At 58.5% G+C, this 17,082-nt stretch carries 11 protein-coding genes; 5 read left to right on the top strand and 6 right to left on the bottom strand.

Features of this window, described 5'->3' with window-relative positions:
- The first annotated feature begins 638 nt into the window (after positions 1-638).
- The 3 genes from ACVI1L_RS25055 to ACVI1L_RS25045 all read left to right on the top strand — a co-directional run bounded on the left by ACVI1L_RS25055 (position 639) and on the right by ACVI1L_RS25045 (position 4,063).
- Positions 639-914: a hypothetical protein gene (locus tag ACVI1L_RS25055; protein WP_253640591.1), complete on the top strand. Its 276-nt coding sequence runs from the start codon at positions 639-641 to the stop codon at positions 912-914.
- A gap of 129 nt (positions 915-1,043) precedes the next feature.
- Positions 1,044-2,579 carry a class I adenylate-forming enzyme family protein gene (locus ACVI1L_RS25050; protein ID WP_456784109.1) on the top strand — a complete coding sequence of 512 codons (1,536 nt, stop codon included), beginning with the start codon at positions 1,044-1,046 and terminating at the stop codon, positions 2,577-2,579.
- Positions 2,580-2,764: 185 nt separating this feature from the next.
- Complete coding sequence (locus ACVI1L_RS25045) at positions 2,765-4,063, top strand: preATP grasp domain-containing protein (protein ID WP_253640593.1); 1,299 nt, start codon at positions 2,765-2,767, stop codon at positions 4,061-4,063.
- Between the two features lie 1,113 nt (positions 4,064-5,176).
- Here the strand turns inward: ACVI1L_RS25045 and ACVI1L_RS25040 are convergent.
- Positions 5,177-7,777: a hypothetical protein gene (locus tag ACVI1L_RS25040; RefSeq protein WP_456784108.1), complete on the bottom strand. Its 2,601-nt coding sequence runs from the start codon at positions 7,775-7,777 to the stop codon at positions 5,177-5,179.
- 322 nt (positions 7,778-8,099) lie between these two features.
- Here ACVI1L_RS25040 and ACVI1L_RS25035 point away from each other — a divergent pair, with 322 nt between their 5' ends.
- The gene (locus ACVI1L_RS25035; RefSeq protein WP_456784107.1) at positions 8,100-8,513 is read left to right on the top strand and encodes a hypothetical protein; all 414 of its coding nucleotides are present in this window, start codon (positions 8,100-8,102) and stop codon (positions 8,511-8,513) included.
- Between the two features lie 106 nt (positions 8,514-8,619).
- Here the strand turns inward: ACVI1L_RS25035 and ACVI1L_RS25030 are convergent, their stop codons facing one another.
- Positions 8,620-9,324 (bottom strand): 2OG-Fe(II) oxygenase, encoded by a 705-nt coding sequence (locus tag ACVI1L_RS25030; protein WP_253640595.1) that lies wholly within the window; start codon positions 9,322-9,324, stop codon positions 8,620-8,622.
- 5 nt (positions 9,325-9,329) lie between these two features.
- Positions 9,330-10,712 (bottom strand): GFA family protein, encoded by a 1,383-nt coding sequence (locus tag ACVI1L_RS25025; RefSeq protein WP_253640596.1) that lies wholly within the window; start codon positions 10,710-10,712, stop codon positions 9,330-9,332.
- Between the two features lie 918 nt (positions 10,713-11,630).
- Here ACVI1L_RS25025 and tcuC point away from each other — a divergent pair.
- A complete protein-coding gene (gene tcuC / locus ACVI1L_RS25020) occupies positions 11,631-12,983 on the top strand; it encodes an MFS transporter (RefSeq protein ID WP_253640597.1) in 1,353 nt (450 codons plus the stop codon).
- Positions 12,984-13,075: 92 nt separating this feature from the next.
- On the opposite strand, the gene ACVI1L_RS25015 is transcribed toward tcuC, so the two are convergent.
- From ACVI1L_RS25015 to ACVI1L_RS25005, 3 genes are all read right to left on the bottom strand, one after another.
- Positions 13,076-13,918: an electron transfer flavoprotein subunit beta/FixA family protein gene (locus ACVI1L_RS25015; protein ID WP_253640598.1), complete on the bottom strand. Its 843-nt coding sequence runs from the start codon at positions 13,916-13,918 to the stop codon at positions 13,076-13,078.
- Between the two features lie 219 nt (positions 13,919-14,137).
- A complete protein-coding gene (nifA, locus tag ACVI1L_RS25010) occupies positions 14,138-15,964 on the bottom strand; it encodes a nif-specific transcriptional activator NifA (RefSeq protein ID WP_456784106.1) in 1,827 nt (608 codons plus the stop codon).
- Positions 15,965-16,141: 177 nt separating this feature from the next.
- The gene (locus tag ACVI1L_RS25005; protein WP_375162632.1) at positions 16,142-16,978 is read right to left on the bottom strand and encodes an SDR family NAD(P)-dependent oxidoreductase; all 837 of its coding nucleotides are present in this window, start codon (positions 16,976-16,978) and stop codon (positions 16,142-16,144) included.
- Between the last annotated feature and the right edge of the window lie 104 nt (positions 16,979-17,082).

The raw sequence follows: 17,082 nt of genomic DNA, 5'->3' as shown, positions 1-17,082 counted from the left end.
GCGCTGGAAGCTCTCCACCCGTCGCGGAGATCCGTCCCGACATACCCTTTGGCATGTTCACGCGAGGTTGTCAGAAAGGGCTTGAACCGGACGTAACGTTAAGTTGTACGATCTTGCGGTCGGCACGCATCTTCATCCGCCGCCGGGACTGGAAGGATTGACGAATGTCTGAGCTGGTCAGAACAACCCCGCACTGGTTGGTCATGATCTTCATTTCTGACGGCCTTTCGGTCGAAACAGTGACGCAGCGCGTCTTGACCGCAGCCTTACGGCTCGCGGCTAGTTGCAAATGGTTGGGCATTGCAGAACCGCGACACTGTGGCTGCCGCAAGCCTGGCCTGCAGCGAGCAGGTGACGTCGGACGAGATCAATGCAGGGTTCGGTGCAGCACCAGTGCAGGGCGCGGCCTCTTCCCGATATTGAACCCGCCCCCCTCTTCTGGCGGGACACAGCCCCAGAAGCAGTCCGCCGAACCGGCTCTTCGCTACGCTCATGCCGGCCTGCCGGCGCATTCTCGTCGCGCAGATGCGCGACAGGCCGTGAGCCTCCAGAGGTTTTCAAAGGGCCCCAGCTGCAAGTGTCACTCGGCGTGACCGGAACGGCACCGAAGAGATTGCCTGGTATCCTGGAGCAGCAAGTTGAAAGAGCCTGACGGCGTCAACAAGGTCTTGTTGATCGACCATATTGAAGGCCAATGCCGGGCCATCATCGGCTTCAAGGATGGAGATACCAGAGCTGCCTATATGTGCGGCGAGCCTGTCTGTCAAAGACCGGGCAAGAAACAGTCGTCATGGTGCGCCTACCACTACGGGCAGATGCACACGACCGCCGCCGAGCCGAACAGAACGAGTAATCAGTCGCCAGCGATTCGCCAGGCAATATCCGTTGATCGCAACCGTGACAACAATCAATAGCTGCGTTGTCCTGCCGAAGAGTGTGATTGTCGCTTGTGCAACGGGCACCGAACCATGTGGTGGGCCTCGCGAGCGCGGTCCGAGGCCTGTCCGAACCGTTGCGCGGAGCTGGATCATATGGAGATTTAGTTGGACCTCTGCACACTAGTTGAACGGAATGCAGCGTATGCTCCTGATAAAGCCGCCATCCATTTCGAGGGGCAGACTCTGAGCTACGCGAGCCTCAATCGCCGGATAGGTCGGGCGGCTTGCGCCCTCAAGAGCCAGTTCGGGGTAGAGCGAGGAGACCGGATCGCGATCCTTAGCCTGAACCGACCAGACTATCTCGTGCTGCTGTATGCGTGCGCGCGGCTCGGCGCAATTCTCGTACCCTTAAATTGGCGCCTCGCGCCCGCCGAGCAGCTGTTCATTCTGTCCGACTCAGGAGCAAACGTGTTGCTGGTTGAGCAGTCCTTCGACGCAGTCTTACCTGTCGTCGCGAGGCAACTGCCTTCTGTTTCTGTTGTCGGGCTAGACTTCGCACCTATCGGCGGAAACAAACTGGACGATCTTCTGGACGCAGACTGTAGTGACGGACGCAATCCGGGTGCGGACCTGTCTTGCCCGCTTTTGATCGTCTACACTTCGGGCACGACAGGACGACCGAAAGGCGCCGTACTGCGTCAGGAAGCGCTGCTCTGGAACGGCGTCATGAGTCAGCACATGCATGACCTCACCTCGGCCGATCATGCCTTGACTGTCCTGCCACTGTTTCATGTCGGTGGACTAAACATCCAGACGACGCCCAGTTTGCATCACGGCGCGACGGTTACTATCCACAGCCGCTTCACACCGGAGACCACTCTCGACGCGTTCGAGCGCGATCGACCCACGCTGGCAGTTTTGGTGCCAGCCATGATGCGAGCGCTGACCGAGAATGCCCGATGGGATAGCACCGACCTCTCCGCGCTCAGGGCGATCTGTACCGGATCTACTATGGTGCCCCACGATCTTGTCGAGCTCTTTGTCGCGCGCGGGGTGCCGGTCCTGCAGGTTTACGGTTCGACGGAGACCTGCCCGATCGCTGTGTATACTAAGCTCGGCGGGGGTCTCGTGCCCGATGGATCGAGCGGCCTCGCAGGTCTGTGTTGCGAAGCTTCGATCATAGATGATGCTGGGCACACGCTGCCGGCCGGTGGCGCAGGCGAGATCGCAGTACGTGGGCCCAACGTCTTCTGCGGATACTGGGAGGATCAAGAGACAACCCGCAAGGCTCTGGACGATGGCTGGTATCGCACCGGCGACATTGGTAGTCGCGACGCCGACGGATATTTTTGGGTGCATGACCGCAAGAAGAACCTGATCATTTCCGGTGGAGAGAACATCTATCCGGCCGAAGTTGAACGTGTGCTTGTTGGTCATCCGGATGTTGCAGATTGCGCCGTCATCGGTCGACCGCATCCGCGTTGGGAAGAAGTACCGGTCGCCTATGTAATCAGGCGACCGGGCGCGCGGATCGAAGCAGAAGCGCTGATGGCGCATGTCCGGTCGCAGCTCGCCCGTTTCAAGGTACCGCACGAGATCATTTTCACGCCAGAGCTACCGAAAACTGCGTTGGGCAAGGTCCAGCATTTCATGCTGAAGAAGGCTGGCGCGGGATCAAGCTGCAAAGGGAATGGCAATTGAGTTCGGCGGATTGCACGCAAGCTGTACTTCTCAGCGACCCCGCAGGTGACATCGTGACGGCACAAAATGAGATTTTCCGCCTGGTCATCTACAGGCTGTGCTGCAGCGACTTCGCCATTGTTGACCGTCTCTCGCTCTGATCACATCCCAATGCGCAAAGGTCACTGATGCCGCGGATCATAATCATGAATGCCGGCACGGCGCAAATGTCGGGCTCCGATCTGGTAGCAGCTCAACTTTCGCTTGCCGGCAACTCGGTTTACCGTTCGGCGTGGTTTGCTCAGGAGGGCGATCTGATAGTGTCCCCCCTATCTATCCCGACGGATCTGCTCTCCTACGTTGGCGCGACGCTTAATTTCGACGCCTCCAGTCTTTCATTGCTTGTACCTGGAGGCGGCCGCGAAGCGCCGATCCTCAACGATTACGCACTGCTGTCCAACGGCATGGTTGAGCAAATCAACAGGCATATTCGTCAGAAATCATCCTGGAGCATGTATCCCTGCTACTCCAGCGAAGGCGTGGCGCGGCTGGCGTCCGTGCTGGGTATACAGCAGACTGGCGACGAATTCGCTCTGCAGCGTGGACCTGATCTATTGAACCGCAAGAGCCACTTCCGTCAACTGTCGACAAGTGTCGCACTTCCGTTGCCCAATGGTTCCATAACGACGAATTCGAACGAACTGTTCCGAGCGGTCAACTCGCTCCGGCACGAAACCGGCAGGGTCATTGTGAAGCTGGACAATGGGGCCGGCGGGGTCGGAAATGTCATTCTGAGCAGCAATGAAGACGGTCCGCTACCCGGGGCGAGAGAGACCCGACAGATTGCCTGGCCCTCGTTCGATCCGGACGCACTTTGGTCTGAGATGACAACTGCGTCATGCAAGACGCTGGTGGTCGAATCGTACCACTTGGCGCGAACTCCGTTCTATCTCGAGTATGAAATCGAGCGCGATGGCTCAATCACTTTCATCAACAGTGGGAATATTCGACTACGCCGGAGCACCGATCGATCTGAACGGGCTCTGATCTGGACAGGGCTTGAGCTTCCGAGCGATCTGGGGAATGAGCAATGGTTGACTGCGCAGGCGCATGCCTACCGATTCGTATCCCTTGTCCGCAATCTGGGATATCGCGGACCAATTAATATTGACGCCATTTTCGCGAACGACGGACGGCTGCTATTCAACGAAGCGAACGGCCGCTGGGGTGGCGGCTCGGTGTTGCACAGCATTGCCGTCCGGCTCCTGGGCTTCGACTACTCCGGCTCCTACGTTATTTCATCCGTGAGGAACGTTCGATCGAGTTCGCTCCGGGCTGCACATGAACGTTTCGCCAAGGAGGGTTTTCTCTTCGATGGCACACGCAAGCAGGGCGTGATCCCGCTTGCCGTTGACGAGGAGGCTGGCACAGTGGAGTGCCTCGTGATTGCGTACGACCGGGCCGCCGCCGGCGATCTGAAACAACGGCTCCTCACACTGGCTTGATTGGAATCACAGTAACCACATCTATCCTGCCACTCCATTCATTCGAACTTGCCCCTGCTTCCGGTAGCGTGCTGGAGAACGGTACCTGGGAGGTGATCCGAAATCCGCGTCCGTCTCGCCTGATGCGGATATCCGTTGCCGGCTGCGCTGTTCAACCGAGAGACTGATCCGGGCGAAAACCGGCGGTCCGATGGAGTCCGTCAGCGCAAGCCGCGACCAGTCCTGAGGCGATCCCGAAGTGCCGGTCGATCGGCGATGAGGCGATCGAGGTGCAGCGGCTCACGGTCCGGCCGCTCTCCTTGCGCTAATCGTCCGACCAGCGCTCGCGTCGCGTCCACCACGAAGACTCCGCATTCATAACCGTTCTGCTGCTGGGCCATCCGTGCCCCTTGAAAGCGGGAGCCGAGACGTGCTGCGAGCTGTTCTGCAACGGCACTGTTGCGAAGCCCGGCAGAGTCATAGTGATAGGACCAGCTCGAGGTGGATCCAGCTGTTGCCGGCCGTGCTACTTGCTCTGCCTCTCGCGCGCGCTCGGGGCTGGCTAAACCGGACCACGCCGGAAGGCCTTCCACGCCCCCCAAAGCTGATCCTGATCGTAAGCCGTCGGCAGAAGCAATTGGCCAGCTGACAGGTCCCTGCGGTGGTCCTTGCTGCGAAGCGTCGTCCACAACGTCCCCAAAGGCAGCTTGTGGCGCCGTCCCGTAGCCTTGTCCACTCTGTTCCTGTGAGACGGAAGCATCCGGCTGATTGGCTGGAGGCTGCGCCAACGCTTCGGCTTCTGAAACGCTGATCTGGCTCGACTGCCGCTCGAACGCGCCGTTTTGCGGAGCATTGTCGATCCTCTGCCTCTTCGCCGGTCTGGCGCCCGCCACCTCGTGCACATCATCACCAAGAACGTGCTCGGTGGAGAGGAAATCGCCCCAATGACCAGCCCGTCTGCGGCAATCGCATTCACGTAGTTCTCGCTCAAGGGGTCCAGGTGCTCACCGGGATCTGGAGCCTCGTGAGGGTGCGGACTCCGCGCGAGCGGCGAGAGGGTGCTGGCTGCAGGCGGTACCGCCGAGAGATGATCGTACTCTTCCGTGGCAACATCCACAGGCGGATTGGCGGCTCCTAGTGGTGCATTGTCCGGCGCAGCTTATCAGCTGTGCGCCTGAGTTCCATGGCGCGAACACCTGCGGCCGATTTGGCCAGATGTGCCAGTGCCGCACTGGTCTTTGCATGACCGCCGGATCTCTTGTAGGTCTCGACATCCTCGTCCAGCGACTCGTCGGATAGTCGGGCGGTGATGCTCTGCTTGCGGTTTTGGCGCAAGTAATTGCTGAAACCGATAAGGAAAGATGCATAGTTTCTGGCAGTCGGCCGGGATTCTGCGGCTTTGTAGTCTTTGATCAGGTCCGCATCTTCGGGATAAGGGCTGAGCTCAGCACGAGGCTTCCTCGGCGCAATCCCGGCAGCCGACTGAGAGGCCCGCAGATGAGCCAGTGACGCCGCGATCTGCCGCTCGCCTCCATTCGCCTTAAATGACGCGGCATCTTTATCAAGCGACTCCTCGCCAGTCCGGGCGGCAATCGCCGGTTTGTTATTTGCTAACAGCCACTGGCTCAATTTGCGAATATGACGGGCAATCGCCTGGGCGCTTGCCTGTTCGTACCTGGCTGCGACGAGTGCCTTCTCGAGCGCCGAAACAAGCTGCGCGTCTTCGGGATGGAAGAGGTTCGCGACCGTTTTGGCGCGACTTGCATTGGGCGCAATTCCGTCTGCCGACCGCGAGGCCCGCAGATGTCCCAGTGCCGTGAGAGCGCGCCGTTTGCCACTCTTGTCAAAAGCTGCTGCATCCTCATCCAGCGACTTATCGTAAAGCCTGGCAGCAATGGCCAGCTTTTCATTTGCAACAAGCCATCGGCTGAATCTTCGGAGAATCCGTACATTGGTTTGGGCGGTGATCTTCTCGAACTTCGCCTTGATGAGTGAGTTCTCAAGCCCGGAAATGAGCGGCGCATCCTCAGCATGCAGAGATGCAGGTTTTCTTGCACCGGTCCGCAAATGCTTTAGCGCGGCACGGATCGCCCTGAAGCCACCGGACTGCCTATAGAGATCCATATCTTTGATGAGCGACTCATCCTTATCCAGCCCGTTCTCGTCAAGGCGAGCGACAATGCTCTGCCTGTTGTATTCGCGCAGGTAGTGACTGAAATCGGTCACAACACTTGCGTAGGTCCTGGCAATCTTTGATGAGCCGGCGGCCGCCGCGTCTTCCTTGTACTGCTTGATGAGTGCTGCGTCGCCCAGATGTGCCTTTGGGTCAGGTTGGCCTGCGACCAGCGCAACTCCTCCCGCTGCCTGAGAGGTCCGCAGATGAGCCAGTGCCGTACGCACGTTCGTGGCACCGCCCGTTGCTATGAATTCCTCGATCTCTTCATCCAGCATCTCGTGGTCGAGCCGTTCAGCTATTCCCGACCTGTCGTTGGCAAAGAGCCAGCGGTCGAAGCCTAAAAGATAATCGACATTGCTCCTGGCCGTGCTCTCGGCGGCCCCGCCCCTGAGGAGCGCTTCCCTGAGGCCGAGAATAAGGGGAATATCCTCAGAATAAAGAAGATCGGCGCTGCGTCCGACCAGGCCTGCTCGCCGCGTCAGGTAAGCCGAGGGGCTCGGTTGATCCATGACGCTCGAGGGCGTATCCTGCTCGTGACCTTGCGCAGGCAGCATCTCTGGCCAGCTGACCGTTCGCTGCCACACGCTGTCGGGTGCAACGGCGTCTGCCGACCGCATCTCACCCGTTACGGCCAAGGCTTCCGAATCGGGACGACTACCGCCATCAAGCTCGACCGCGTCATCACCAGCCAGTGTCTTTCGCAAGTCGGCCAGTGCAGCTCGAACCTTGGGGTGATAACCAGGGGTGGCCTCATAGCGCACGAGGTCTTCATCCAGCGACATGTCGTGAAGCCGGGCAGCGATGGCGGGCTTGCCATTGTTACGCAGGTACTTACTGAATCGGCCTAGGGCAGTTCCATACTTGTATGCCGTCGCTGCTTCCTTCTTGCGCTCGTTAATGACAGTCGATTTGTACTCCTTGATGAGCTCGGCGTCCTGAGCAAAAGGGCTAGGCCGCGACGGGAGCAGCTCCACTCCGCCCGCCACCTGAAAGGTCCGCAGTTGGCCGAGCGCAGTGAGGATACCCCGCTCGCCACTCTCTTTGAAAGCCGCTGCATCGCTGTTCAGCGTACTGTCGTGAAGCCGCTCGGCAATTCCCTGCTTGCTGTGTTTGACGAGCCAGCGTCCAAATCTGAGAAGCGAATCGATGTGCCCCCTTGCCGTACGCATCTTGACTCTGCGCTTGATGAGTGCCTCTCCCAGTCCCTCTACGAGATGCACATCTTCAGAATAAAGGGGCTCACTGCTACGGCCTGCGAAAGCCCACACTGCCTGGCTCGGCTGCTGCACGGAGAGCACCAGCATCGCCCGCGAGCTTCCGCCATGCGATAGCGTTGAATATTCATGCTCATCGCTCTCCGTGAGGGGCAGCCCCTCGCGTCGCGATGCGCCGACCCGCTGGGCGGAGGTCTGCTCCGGCACGCCACTACCCGCATTGGCGATGTCTCTCAGCTGTTGTTCGAACGCCGCCGCGTCCGCCGAGGGGGAGATCGAGGAGTTGTCTTGCGCGCCCGCGCTACCCGACTGCTGACGCGCGCGACCAGGAGAGGGAAAGTTCATACGCTGTCACTTTCGACGGTGAAATATCCGAGCCTCGGCTACAGCATGGGACAATCGGGCAATCGAGCGAGTGCGATTAGAGCATCAGCTAAACGCATTTATTCGTCTGCCCTTTGCAATAAACTCTGGTTTCGCATACACCGTCCCAAAGGGTCCCAGCGTCCAACTGTTTTGCTAGGTCGGATAGCTGTCGAGAACCTGACGACCCCGTAACTTTCTACGAGCGGCGCGGCAACACCATCGCGCACGCGCCGGCCCCGCGTCCGAAAACAGTGACGAGGTCCTGCCGCAATGTTGTCCCCCGCTATTCTTACGAGGCAGGTTGCGCGATTCTGTCGATCGTGGCTTCCATGGCCCCAATCAGCATTTTGGCAGCCGCGGCGAAAGGCAGCCTGTCGCGCGGATGTTTGCGCCGATTCCCTTAAGCCAGCGCAATTTCGGTCGCCGAATTCCACCATCCGCCGCCACGCTCATTCCAGCAAGCGGATCAGGTGACGATGAGCGCCAACGAACGCATCTCCGCGCTGGCCCTCCAAGCAAATGGACCCAGCAAAAACGTGTTTACTGCTCGAAGCACCTGGTTTCCGCTTTGACCAACGTCTTGGCGAACCTCGCTCCGGTGGAATCTGGAACCGCCGACGCCCCCTTTTGTGCGCACGAACTCGCTGCAAGGATCCTGACCGGTCACCACGTCATTCCCTGCCGAATGGCTCTCGACGACCTTCAACAGATCTGAGTTGACAGCGCGTGTCGCAGCGATGGACCACCTTGCAGGACGGATTTTCTGCAAGATGGGTGCGACTGTCGATTTCATGGCCTGAAAGCTCTTCCGCCACTAAAACTTATTCGCAAGTATTCGAGCTATTTGCTTCATGGCCGCTAGTAGAGCTTTCGATGACGCGCCGGTTTGTGCCGCTGCGCTTCGAACAGAAGTAGACCAGCGACCGGCGCTCCCCGGCGGATACAGGCTTCACCTCATGGCGCAGCCTACATGTTGTGACAAGCACCGCACCAAACGGTGGTCGAAACACCTGCTGCTCGTACGCGCTCGGATATACGACGAATTCGCCACCCTCAAAATCTTGCGCGAGCTGCACAATTACGGAGTACTCAAAGTCCGGATCGCTCTCGGCATCCAGATGGATGCCAACAAACGAACCAGGAGGCATACGATGCAACTGACATCTGCGAATCACATATTCCGACGATGCTCCCAAGATCGTTTTTAATGCGAAGCCGCGGTCCTTCCTTTCAAGCAGATCGATGATTTGCCCCGGCGCCGCGCCGTCCACATTGCTGGGATTGCGGCCGGGCGGGTCCACCCTCACGCGTTTGACAAAGACGTTGTGCGAGTCGCCAGCATCTCCCAACCGCACCTCTTCTTCGGGAATCTCAACCTGCAGCTGATTGATCCTCGCCAGTTCATCTTGTGTAAATAACGTCTGGGGGCCGATCACGATCGTACCCTTCACCAGCAGCTCTATGCGGAATTTCGTCAGAGCCTCTTCTGAAAGTAGGCCCTTTTTGTCATTTGCTGAACGCGCCATTGGGTTCACTCCGGGGTTTGTTCTTCAATGCAGAGCCTCGGTCCTGTTTGCATCGAGCGGAATGCTTGTTCCCAATGCTCGCCATCGAACTCGTCTATTCTGATGCCGTCGATCGTTGTTTTATCCAGGCATCGAACATTGATGCTGAATCCGGAGGGGTTCGACCGCGGCCGATAGAATGGCTTGACGCCGCAAATCCGACAAAACGTATGCCGGGCGATGTTCTTGTTGAACTGGTAAGTGGTGAGGAACTCTTTGCCACATTCAACCGTGAGCCTATCGCCAGGTACCAGCAAGTGCACAAATCCAGACATCTGACAGATCGAGCAATTGCATCGAACTGCCGAGAGCCGCCGCGGCGCCCGGACGCGGAATTTGACAGAACCACAGTGACAATGGCCACGATGTTCGATTTCAGCTCGGTCATTTTGCTCAAGTGAGACAATGCGGAGCAGATCGTGGCACCACTGCAAGTTCAGTCGATAGGCTCGATCGAACTCGGCCAGAAAGATACCATTGCGATCAGCCGGGACAAGTTCGCCAATGAGGCGGCCTGTCATTTCTCCATGATACTGCTCGGCTGGATCGTTTCCACCGACGTGGCTGCGGAAGTACTCAAGATCGTCGGGCCTCGCATCAAAGGTTTTGACCGTGGTGGTCCACAGCGCCTGGATCATCTCCGCAGCGTGCAGCTCAAAGGCGACCATGTAGGCGCAACGCACCACGGGGTCTTTTGCTGATAATCCGTCATAGAGGGAATGCAGGTACCGGCTCGTCGTCGTGCTATAGTTGGGACGTATTGCTCTGCCGAGCAGTCGCGATGCATCCCTTCTGAACAGGTTTGAGTGAAACTTTTCGGTCAGCAGAATGTCGGGTAGCGCCGCCTTGCCACCCTGGAGAATTCGGCCATAGCCGCCCGTCTCATCCCAGCAAATGAAGTTAGCGACGACGCTGGTCAGCTCAATATCCCTAGGAATATCCCGATTATGATGCATTGCACCGAATATGAGATCCTTTTGCGATCCTGCCTGCAGGTAGGGAAACGCCTGCGACATCGCCAGGTATTCAGGCAGCAGGCTAGCAAACTGCTCTTCGGACAGCTCCTCAGCAAAGGGATGTGCGCCAAACAGAGCTCGCGCGCGCTCGGTCAAATGCGCGCAGAACATCTGCGCAGGCTGATCCGGCGAAAATCGAGAAGCTTGAGAAGACGTCATTTGGACGATAGCCTTGAGGGGAGAACAAGCCTTGAAGAAGCGAATTATCGTCGTGACTGGCCAGTCGAGAAAGAGCTCGTTGGCGCGATGGCGCTTATGATCGCCGTCGCCCTCCAGGCGAACTCTGCTCTTTGTGTCCTCGCGGCCACCCTTAGCCGGGCGTCTTGAGCCCAATCCTGTTCACACATGGAGCACGCCCACTGATTGAAGCGGCGATAACCCTGTCTGATTACGATCCAGATCAGTCCAATTCCACGCATGGTTGGCGCCTCCAGGCATCACGCGCAGAGACATGGTGAGTTATTGGCCCGCGCAAACGCATCGGGATTTTGCGTCACAGGAAGGGGCATCTGTTTGCGCGTTCGTGCCTCCCTTGACGTCTGTCGTAAGATGCATCGAATCCTCGCGGTTTCTGCACATTGGTATTTCTGACTGGCTACGCGCTTGGGACAGCGCTGCCGGAAGGAGGCGCACCTACCGCGCTCTTGAGAGCTTCGGCCGCGATCTGCACGAGATGACGGCAGTTCGGCCGCCACGAGCATCTGAGAAAACACCGCCGCTGGTTCTTACCCGTTCCGCCTGCACTCGTCCGCTCCCGTTGTCTTGCACGTTTTCAGCAATCGCCGTGCCAAACCTGGTCTCACGCCATAAGTTTCGGAATTGTTTGGGAAAACGTTCATACCGGCTCGTCAGGGCAGGTGTCTTGAGTCTGACACGGTTTGCATGGCTGTCGGAAATCGAGCAGCGAACAAGTGCCAGCCTCTACCCGCGAGGGGCATGCTCCTTGACCGCCGAGATCGCCCCGACAAGCCTCATGGCTGCCGTGAGCCGGCAAACGAAATACCTCATGTATTTGTCAATTTTGGTTTGAAATGAAGTTAGCTTGAGGCAATTGACGTTGAGATCTGCTGGTGCTCCGCAAACCGGCGGCGAAATATGTGCACCAATCTAATTATCGCCGAAAATACGCCGAAAAGATCAGGCGCCTTCCGCGCGGCCGGTAATGTCACCGATGACAAAGTCACGGCCTGATGCAATTGGGCTGGCGTGAGGTTTTCCGAACCGGCCATTTTTGACGGGAAGGAAACTCGCGTGTCACAAACACTTATTCAGCACGGGACGGTTAAATCGCGCGTCAATGCGATCCTGCGCGCAACCAGCGGCAATTTCCTCGAGCAATTCGACTTTTTCCTGTTTGGCTTTTACGCCAGCGCTATCGGACGAGCCTTCTTCCCATCCGAAAGTGAAACAGCCTCGCTGCTCAACACCTTCGGCGTGTTCTGGCTGGGTGCCTTAATGCGTCCAGTAGGCGCAATCGTCCTCGGCGCCTATATCGACCAGATCGGCCGTCGAAAAGGCCTGATCATCACGCTATCGATCATGGCGATCGGCACTGTCATCATCGCCTTCTGTCCTAGTTACGCGACCATTGGCATTGCTGCCCCGATTATCGTTTTGGCCGGACGGCTGCTCCAGGGTTTTTCCGCCGGCGTCGAGGTCGGCGGTGTTTCAGTCTACCTGGCGGAGATCGCAACCCCAGGCAATCGCGGCTTCTATACATCCTTTCAATCATCCAGCCAGCAGGTCGCGATCTTTGTCGCGGCGAGCGTGGGCTACCTGCTGAACGAGTCGATGCCGGCCGAAACCGTCGCCTCCTGGGGGTGGCGCATTCCGTTTTTTCTCGGCTGCCTTATCATCCCGCTTATCTTCCTTCTTCGTCGAACACTGGAGGAAACGCCGGAATTTCTGGCGATGAAGAAGCATCCGAAAGCCCGCGAGATCTTTGCCTCGGCGCTGGTCGGCTGGCGCATAGTCGTTCTCGGAATGATGATGGCGATCCTGAGCACAACGACCTTCTATTTCGTCACCGTTTACACGCCCACTTTCGGCAAGGCAGTCTTGAAGCTGTCCGCTCAGGACGCTCTCCTGGTGACGCTCCTGGTCGCCATGACCAATTTCATCTGGAATCCAATTGGCGGCGCCGTCTCCGACCGTATCGGCCGAAAGCCAGTTCTGCTCGCCATCGCCGGCCTTGCATTGATGACAGCGTATCCGGCTTTGCACTGGCTGGTAAGCGCTCCCACCTTCGGCAAGATGTTGGCGGTCGCGATGATGTTCTCGTTCTATTTTGGCACCTACAGCGGAACTATGTTGGGCGCGCTCGTTGAGATCGTGCCCGCGCATGTGCGCACAACTTGCTTTTCTCTGGCCTTTGCACTCGCGGCCGCCTTGTTTGGCACCTTCACACCATTGGCCTCGACCTGGCTCATTGAGCAAACCAACGACAAGGCTTCACCTGGGTATTGGCTGATGTTTTCAGCCGCGCTCGGCATCATCGCCGCACTGACGATCTATCGGGGTACCTCCAAACCGTCGAGAATCGCCGACCATTCACACCCTGAACCAAATGACAGCACTTTGAGCGTGCAGACGGCATCGCCCTAGCATGATGCTCCTGGATGCAGACGAGTTTCGTCGTCGCCACCGCCACGTCGAAGCTCGCCTTGTGTTATGGTCTGGCTGGCCTTCTATCCAGATCAAGCATCGCGGGCTGATGCCGCAAGATCGACTTCGAGTTTCGGCTGACGCTTGAAAATGGCTTCTATCAGCGCCTGCGCCGGTTGCTCTGCGGCCTCAACCAAGGCCGCCTTCTCAGCGCGTGCAGATGGCGCGAATACTCGCTTGACGACGGTCGGCGAGCCCTTGAGACCGCATTTGGAGATGTCCTCGACGCCGGCGTCGTGCGCGCTCCATCTCACGATCGGCGCCCGTGCGGCACGTAGAGCATCCGCCATCGCGCCACGCCGAATCTGGTTTGTCGCCTCCAGCATGGTGACGAGACAGGGAAGCCGAGTGTGCAGCACCTGGACGCCACCTTCGGAGCGTCGTTCCGCTTCGATTGTGTGCGCGGCGAGATCCAGGGATCTGACTTTGGCGACGTAGGTAAGCTGCAGCACGCCCAACCGTTTTGCGATGCCGGGCCCAACCTGCGCGGTATCGCCGTCGATGGTCTGCTTGCCCGTGAAGATGAGGTTTACCGGGCCATATTCCTTACCAATCTTCCGGATGGCTGTTGCCAGCGCATAAGTCGTGGCAAGGGTGTCGGAGCCCGCAAAGCATCGATCGGTGAGCAGTACGGCGCGATCGGCGCCATAGGTCAGCGTCTTCCTCAAAGAGTCTTCCGCCGACGGCGGGCCCATTGTAAGCACGGTTATTTCGCCGCCGAATCGATCGCGCAGTTCCAGCGCGGCCTCAAGCGCAAAGAGGTCATATGGGTTGATGATTGTCGGCACGCCCTGACGCATGATTGTATTGGTAACGGGGTGCACGCGGATCTGCGCAGAGTCAGGAACCTGTTTGATGCAGACGACATTGTGCACGGAGTTGCTCCAAAAGTTGCGACAGCTGCGAAGAGGACAGCAAGTCTCGTACCATCACGACACTCCTTGGACTTTGCTCGCTATTTCAAAGGCCTGGACCGAACCGATCGAGCGACCTGACCCGGCTTTGCGAGGGACGAATACCGACATGCGTCCAGGCCGCGACATCCCCGTGCCGCCGCCGGGCACGTCAGGTAAATGACGCCAAGATCCTTGCGGTCAAAACCGCTTGATCTCGATTCCGTATTTCCTCAACGCGTAACCAATCTGACGCGGCGTTAGCCCCAGCAGGCGCGCTGCTTTTGCCTGCACCCATCCAGATTTCTCCATGGCCGCAATGACTCGCTCGCGATCGGCGATCTTCGCGCCGCTTACGAGGACAGTGCCGGGAGGGGCAACCAGCGAGGCCAACTCGCTGCCGCCTGGCGGAGCCGGCGCGGTCGCTTCCGATGGCGGCGCGATCGACTTAGCCAGCACCGGCGTGCTCGGCACCGGTGGCATGATCATCTGCTCCGATGTACTTTTCCACAGCATCGCGGAAAGACATTGGCCGTGGCAACAAGCGAAATCATTTCTCACGATCGCTGGCCCAGCGGACAGCGTCGCCGTGCGCTGAATGCAGTTTTCGAGCTCTCGGACATTTCCGGGAAATCCGCAGTTCATGAGCACATCAATCGCGCTCGCCTCCAAGGTCAGCGTACGCCCGTTCTCGTTGTTGAAGTTCCTGAGAAACTCGCTGGCCAACAGCGGAATATCACTGCGCCGCTCGCGCAGCGGCGGCAAGAGCAAGGGAACGACGCTGATCCGATAGTAAAGGTCAGCACGAAACTCGCTCTTTGCCACGGCCTCTTCCAAATTCCTGTTAGTCGCTGCTATGACACGAACATCGACCTTGATGGTCTGGTTGCTGCCGACGCGCTCGAACTCTTGCTCTTGCAGAACTCGCAGCAACTTCGCCTGGAACGGCGCCGAAATCTCGCCGATCTCGTCAAGAAATAGTGTCCCTTTGTCAGCAAGCTCGAAGCGCCCCTTGCGCGAGCTGAACGCGCCGGTGAAGGCACCTTTTTCATGGCCAAACAATTCGGACTCCAAGACCGTCTCGGGCAGCGCCGCGCAATTCAGTTTGACGAAGGGCCGCTTGGCGCGAGATGACGACTCGTGAATAGCCTTGGCTACCAGCTCCTTTCCGGTCCCGGATTCACCGCGCAGTAGAACCGTGCTGTTCGATTTGGCTACGATCGCGATCTTCTCGAGAAGCCCACGGAGCGCCGGGCTGTCGCCAATGATGCCATGGGCGTGGACCTTCTTGCGATCCCGTGCAGGTTGCCTAAGCTCAAACAATTGCTTTTGTAGCCGGTCCTTCTCCACCATCAGCCGTTCGCGATCGCAAGCGAACAAGCGATGCAGCTTCACTGTCTGTCCCACCAGGTTAGCGATCATGGCGAGCAGCCGTGTATCGTGATCGAGCCGCAGACTCGACCTGTCGTCCCAGATACGGTCAATTGTCAGCGTACCGACGACCTTGGGATCGATGCGAATTGGAACTCCGATGAACGACACGGGCGCACTATCCGAGGCGCCCAGCACCTCCAGATCGGCAGCGCTGAATGCCGGCTCGGCTGCCACATTTTCGGCGACGAGAGGTCGGTCCGCCGCGACGATTTGGTCGATCGCCTTCCGGGGCAAGCGCATCCGGTAGCGTTCGTCGCTGCCTTCGCTCCAACCGGCACCCACGGTGATGTCTGGCGTCCCGTCATCGTCGAACAGTGAGACGATGCCGTGTCGCATCTGCACAAACGATTGCAGAAGTTCGAGGACGTTGGCCAATGTGACTTCAAGGCGGCAAGGAGCGTTCAGTATCTTCGATATTTCGAAAATGCCAGTCAGCGCGCTCTCGCGCAACGGCTCGACGGAAAGCTCACGTTCCGGCTCCACTAGTGAGGCGGGTCTTTCGCGTGCGGAAGCGATATGCAGCATGGGACGGTCTCCGATGTTTTGATCATTCTCCCTGGCGCCTTCTTCTGGTTTGCGAGCTTCGTTCTGCATGTCATTCTCGATCTAGCGCCAAGCGGTGACGAGATGACATAGAAGCGTAACAGCTTTTCGTGGCACGACGATAAACTTTCAGTGCGTTTTGTTTTGCGGAATGGGTGACCGACGCCAGCGTAGAACGCACGTTCCACTGCTGCAGCTCACGTCAGCTGCGTTGCCAGGCGAGGCCAATCACAGATGTTGCCCACCGTTGATCGGCAGCTCGGCACCCGTGACGTAGCTCGCAGCATCTGAGCACAGGAAGAAGATGACCTTGGCCACCTCGTCGGGCGTTCCCACTCTGCGCAGCGGGATGGTTGGCACAAGACGCGCTTCGGTGTCGGGCGACAACATGTCTGTCCCGATTTCGCCGGGAGCGATCGCATTCACACGAATGCCGTGCGGCGCATAATCATGCGCCATTTCGCGTGTGAGACTTGCAAGCGCCGCCTTCGATGTCGCATAGGCACTTCCAGCAAACGGATGCACCTTCGATCCGGCTATCGAAGTGACATTGACGATCGATCCTGACCCAGCTCTCAACTCGTCAAACAAGCCCTGCGCCAGCAGGATCGGAGCCACGAGATTGAGGTGGAAGACCCTCATCCATGTCTCGGTGGATGTCGTCAAGGACGTTAGCCGGTCCCCATTAGGTGTTTTGGGCGAAATCCCGGCATTATTCACCAGCGCATGCAACACTCCGCCGCTCAGGCGTTTCTTCACCTCGCTCACCGCGCGCGGCAGCATTCGATGGTCGCTTAGGTCGATCTGGACATGATCCTCGTTCCCTGATTCCCACGGGCAGCGCTCGCCGTCAAACGGTTGGCGCGCGCAAGAAATGATACGCCAGCCAGCTTCTGAAAATAGTTTGGCGGTAGCGTGACCAATTCCGCGCGACGCTCCCGTTAGCAGCATCGCCTTCCGTTCTCCTCGATGCACGCCAGCTCTATCGACATGAAAAGGACAAGTCGAGTGCATCGCCGATGGTGCGGCTGGGATCAGATCGTCATTTGGCAGATCGAGACCCACGCCCACCTCCTCTCCTGTTGCGTGCTCGCGCACTCCAAGCAGGAATTGGGCCACCATAACCGAGGCGACGCCGCTCCGGCTTTGCGACCTGGTGTCGCGCACGC

The sequence above is a fragment of the Bradyrhizobium sp. USDA 4516 genome (genome assembly GCF_054055915.1).
This window is presented reverse-complemented; position numbering and strand designations above follow the sequence as displayed.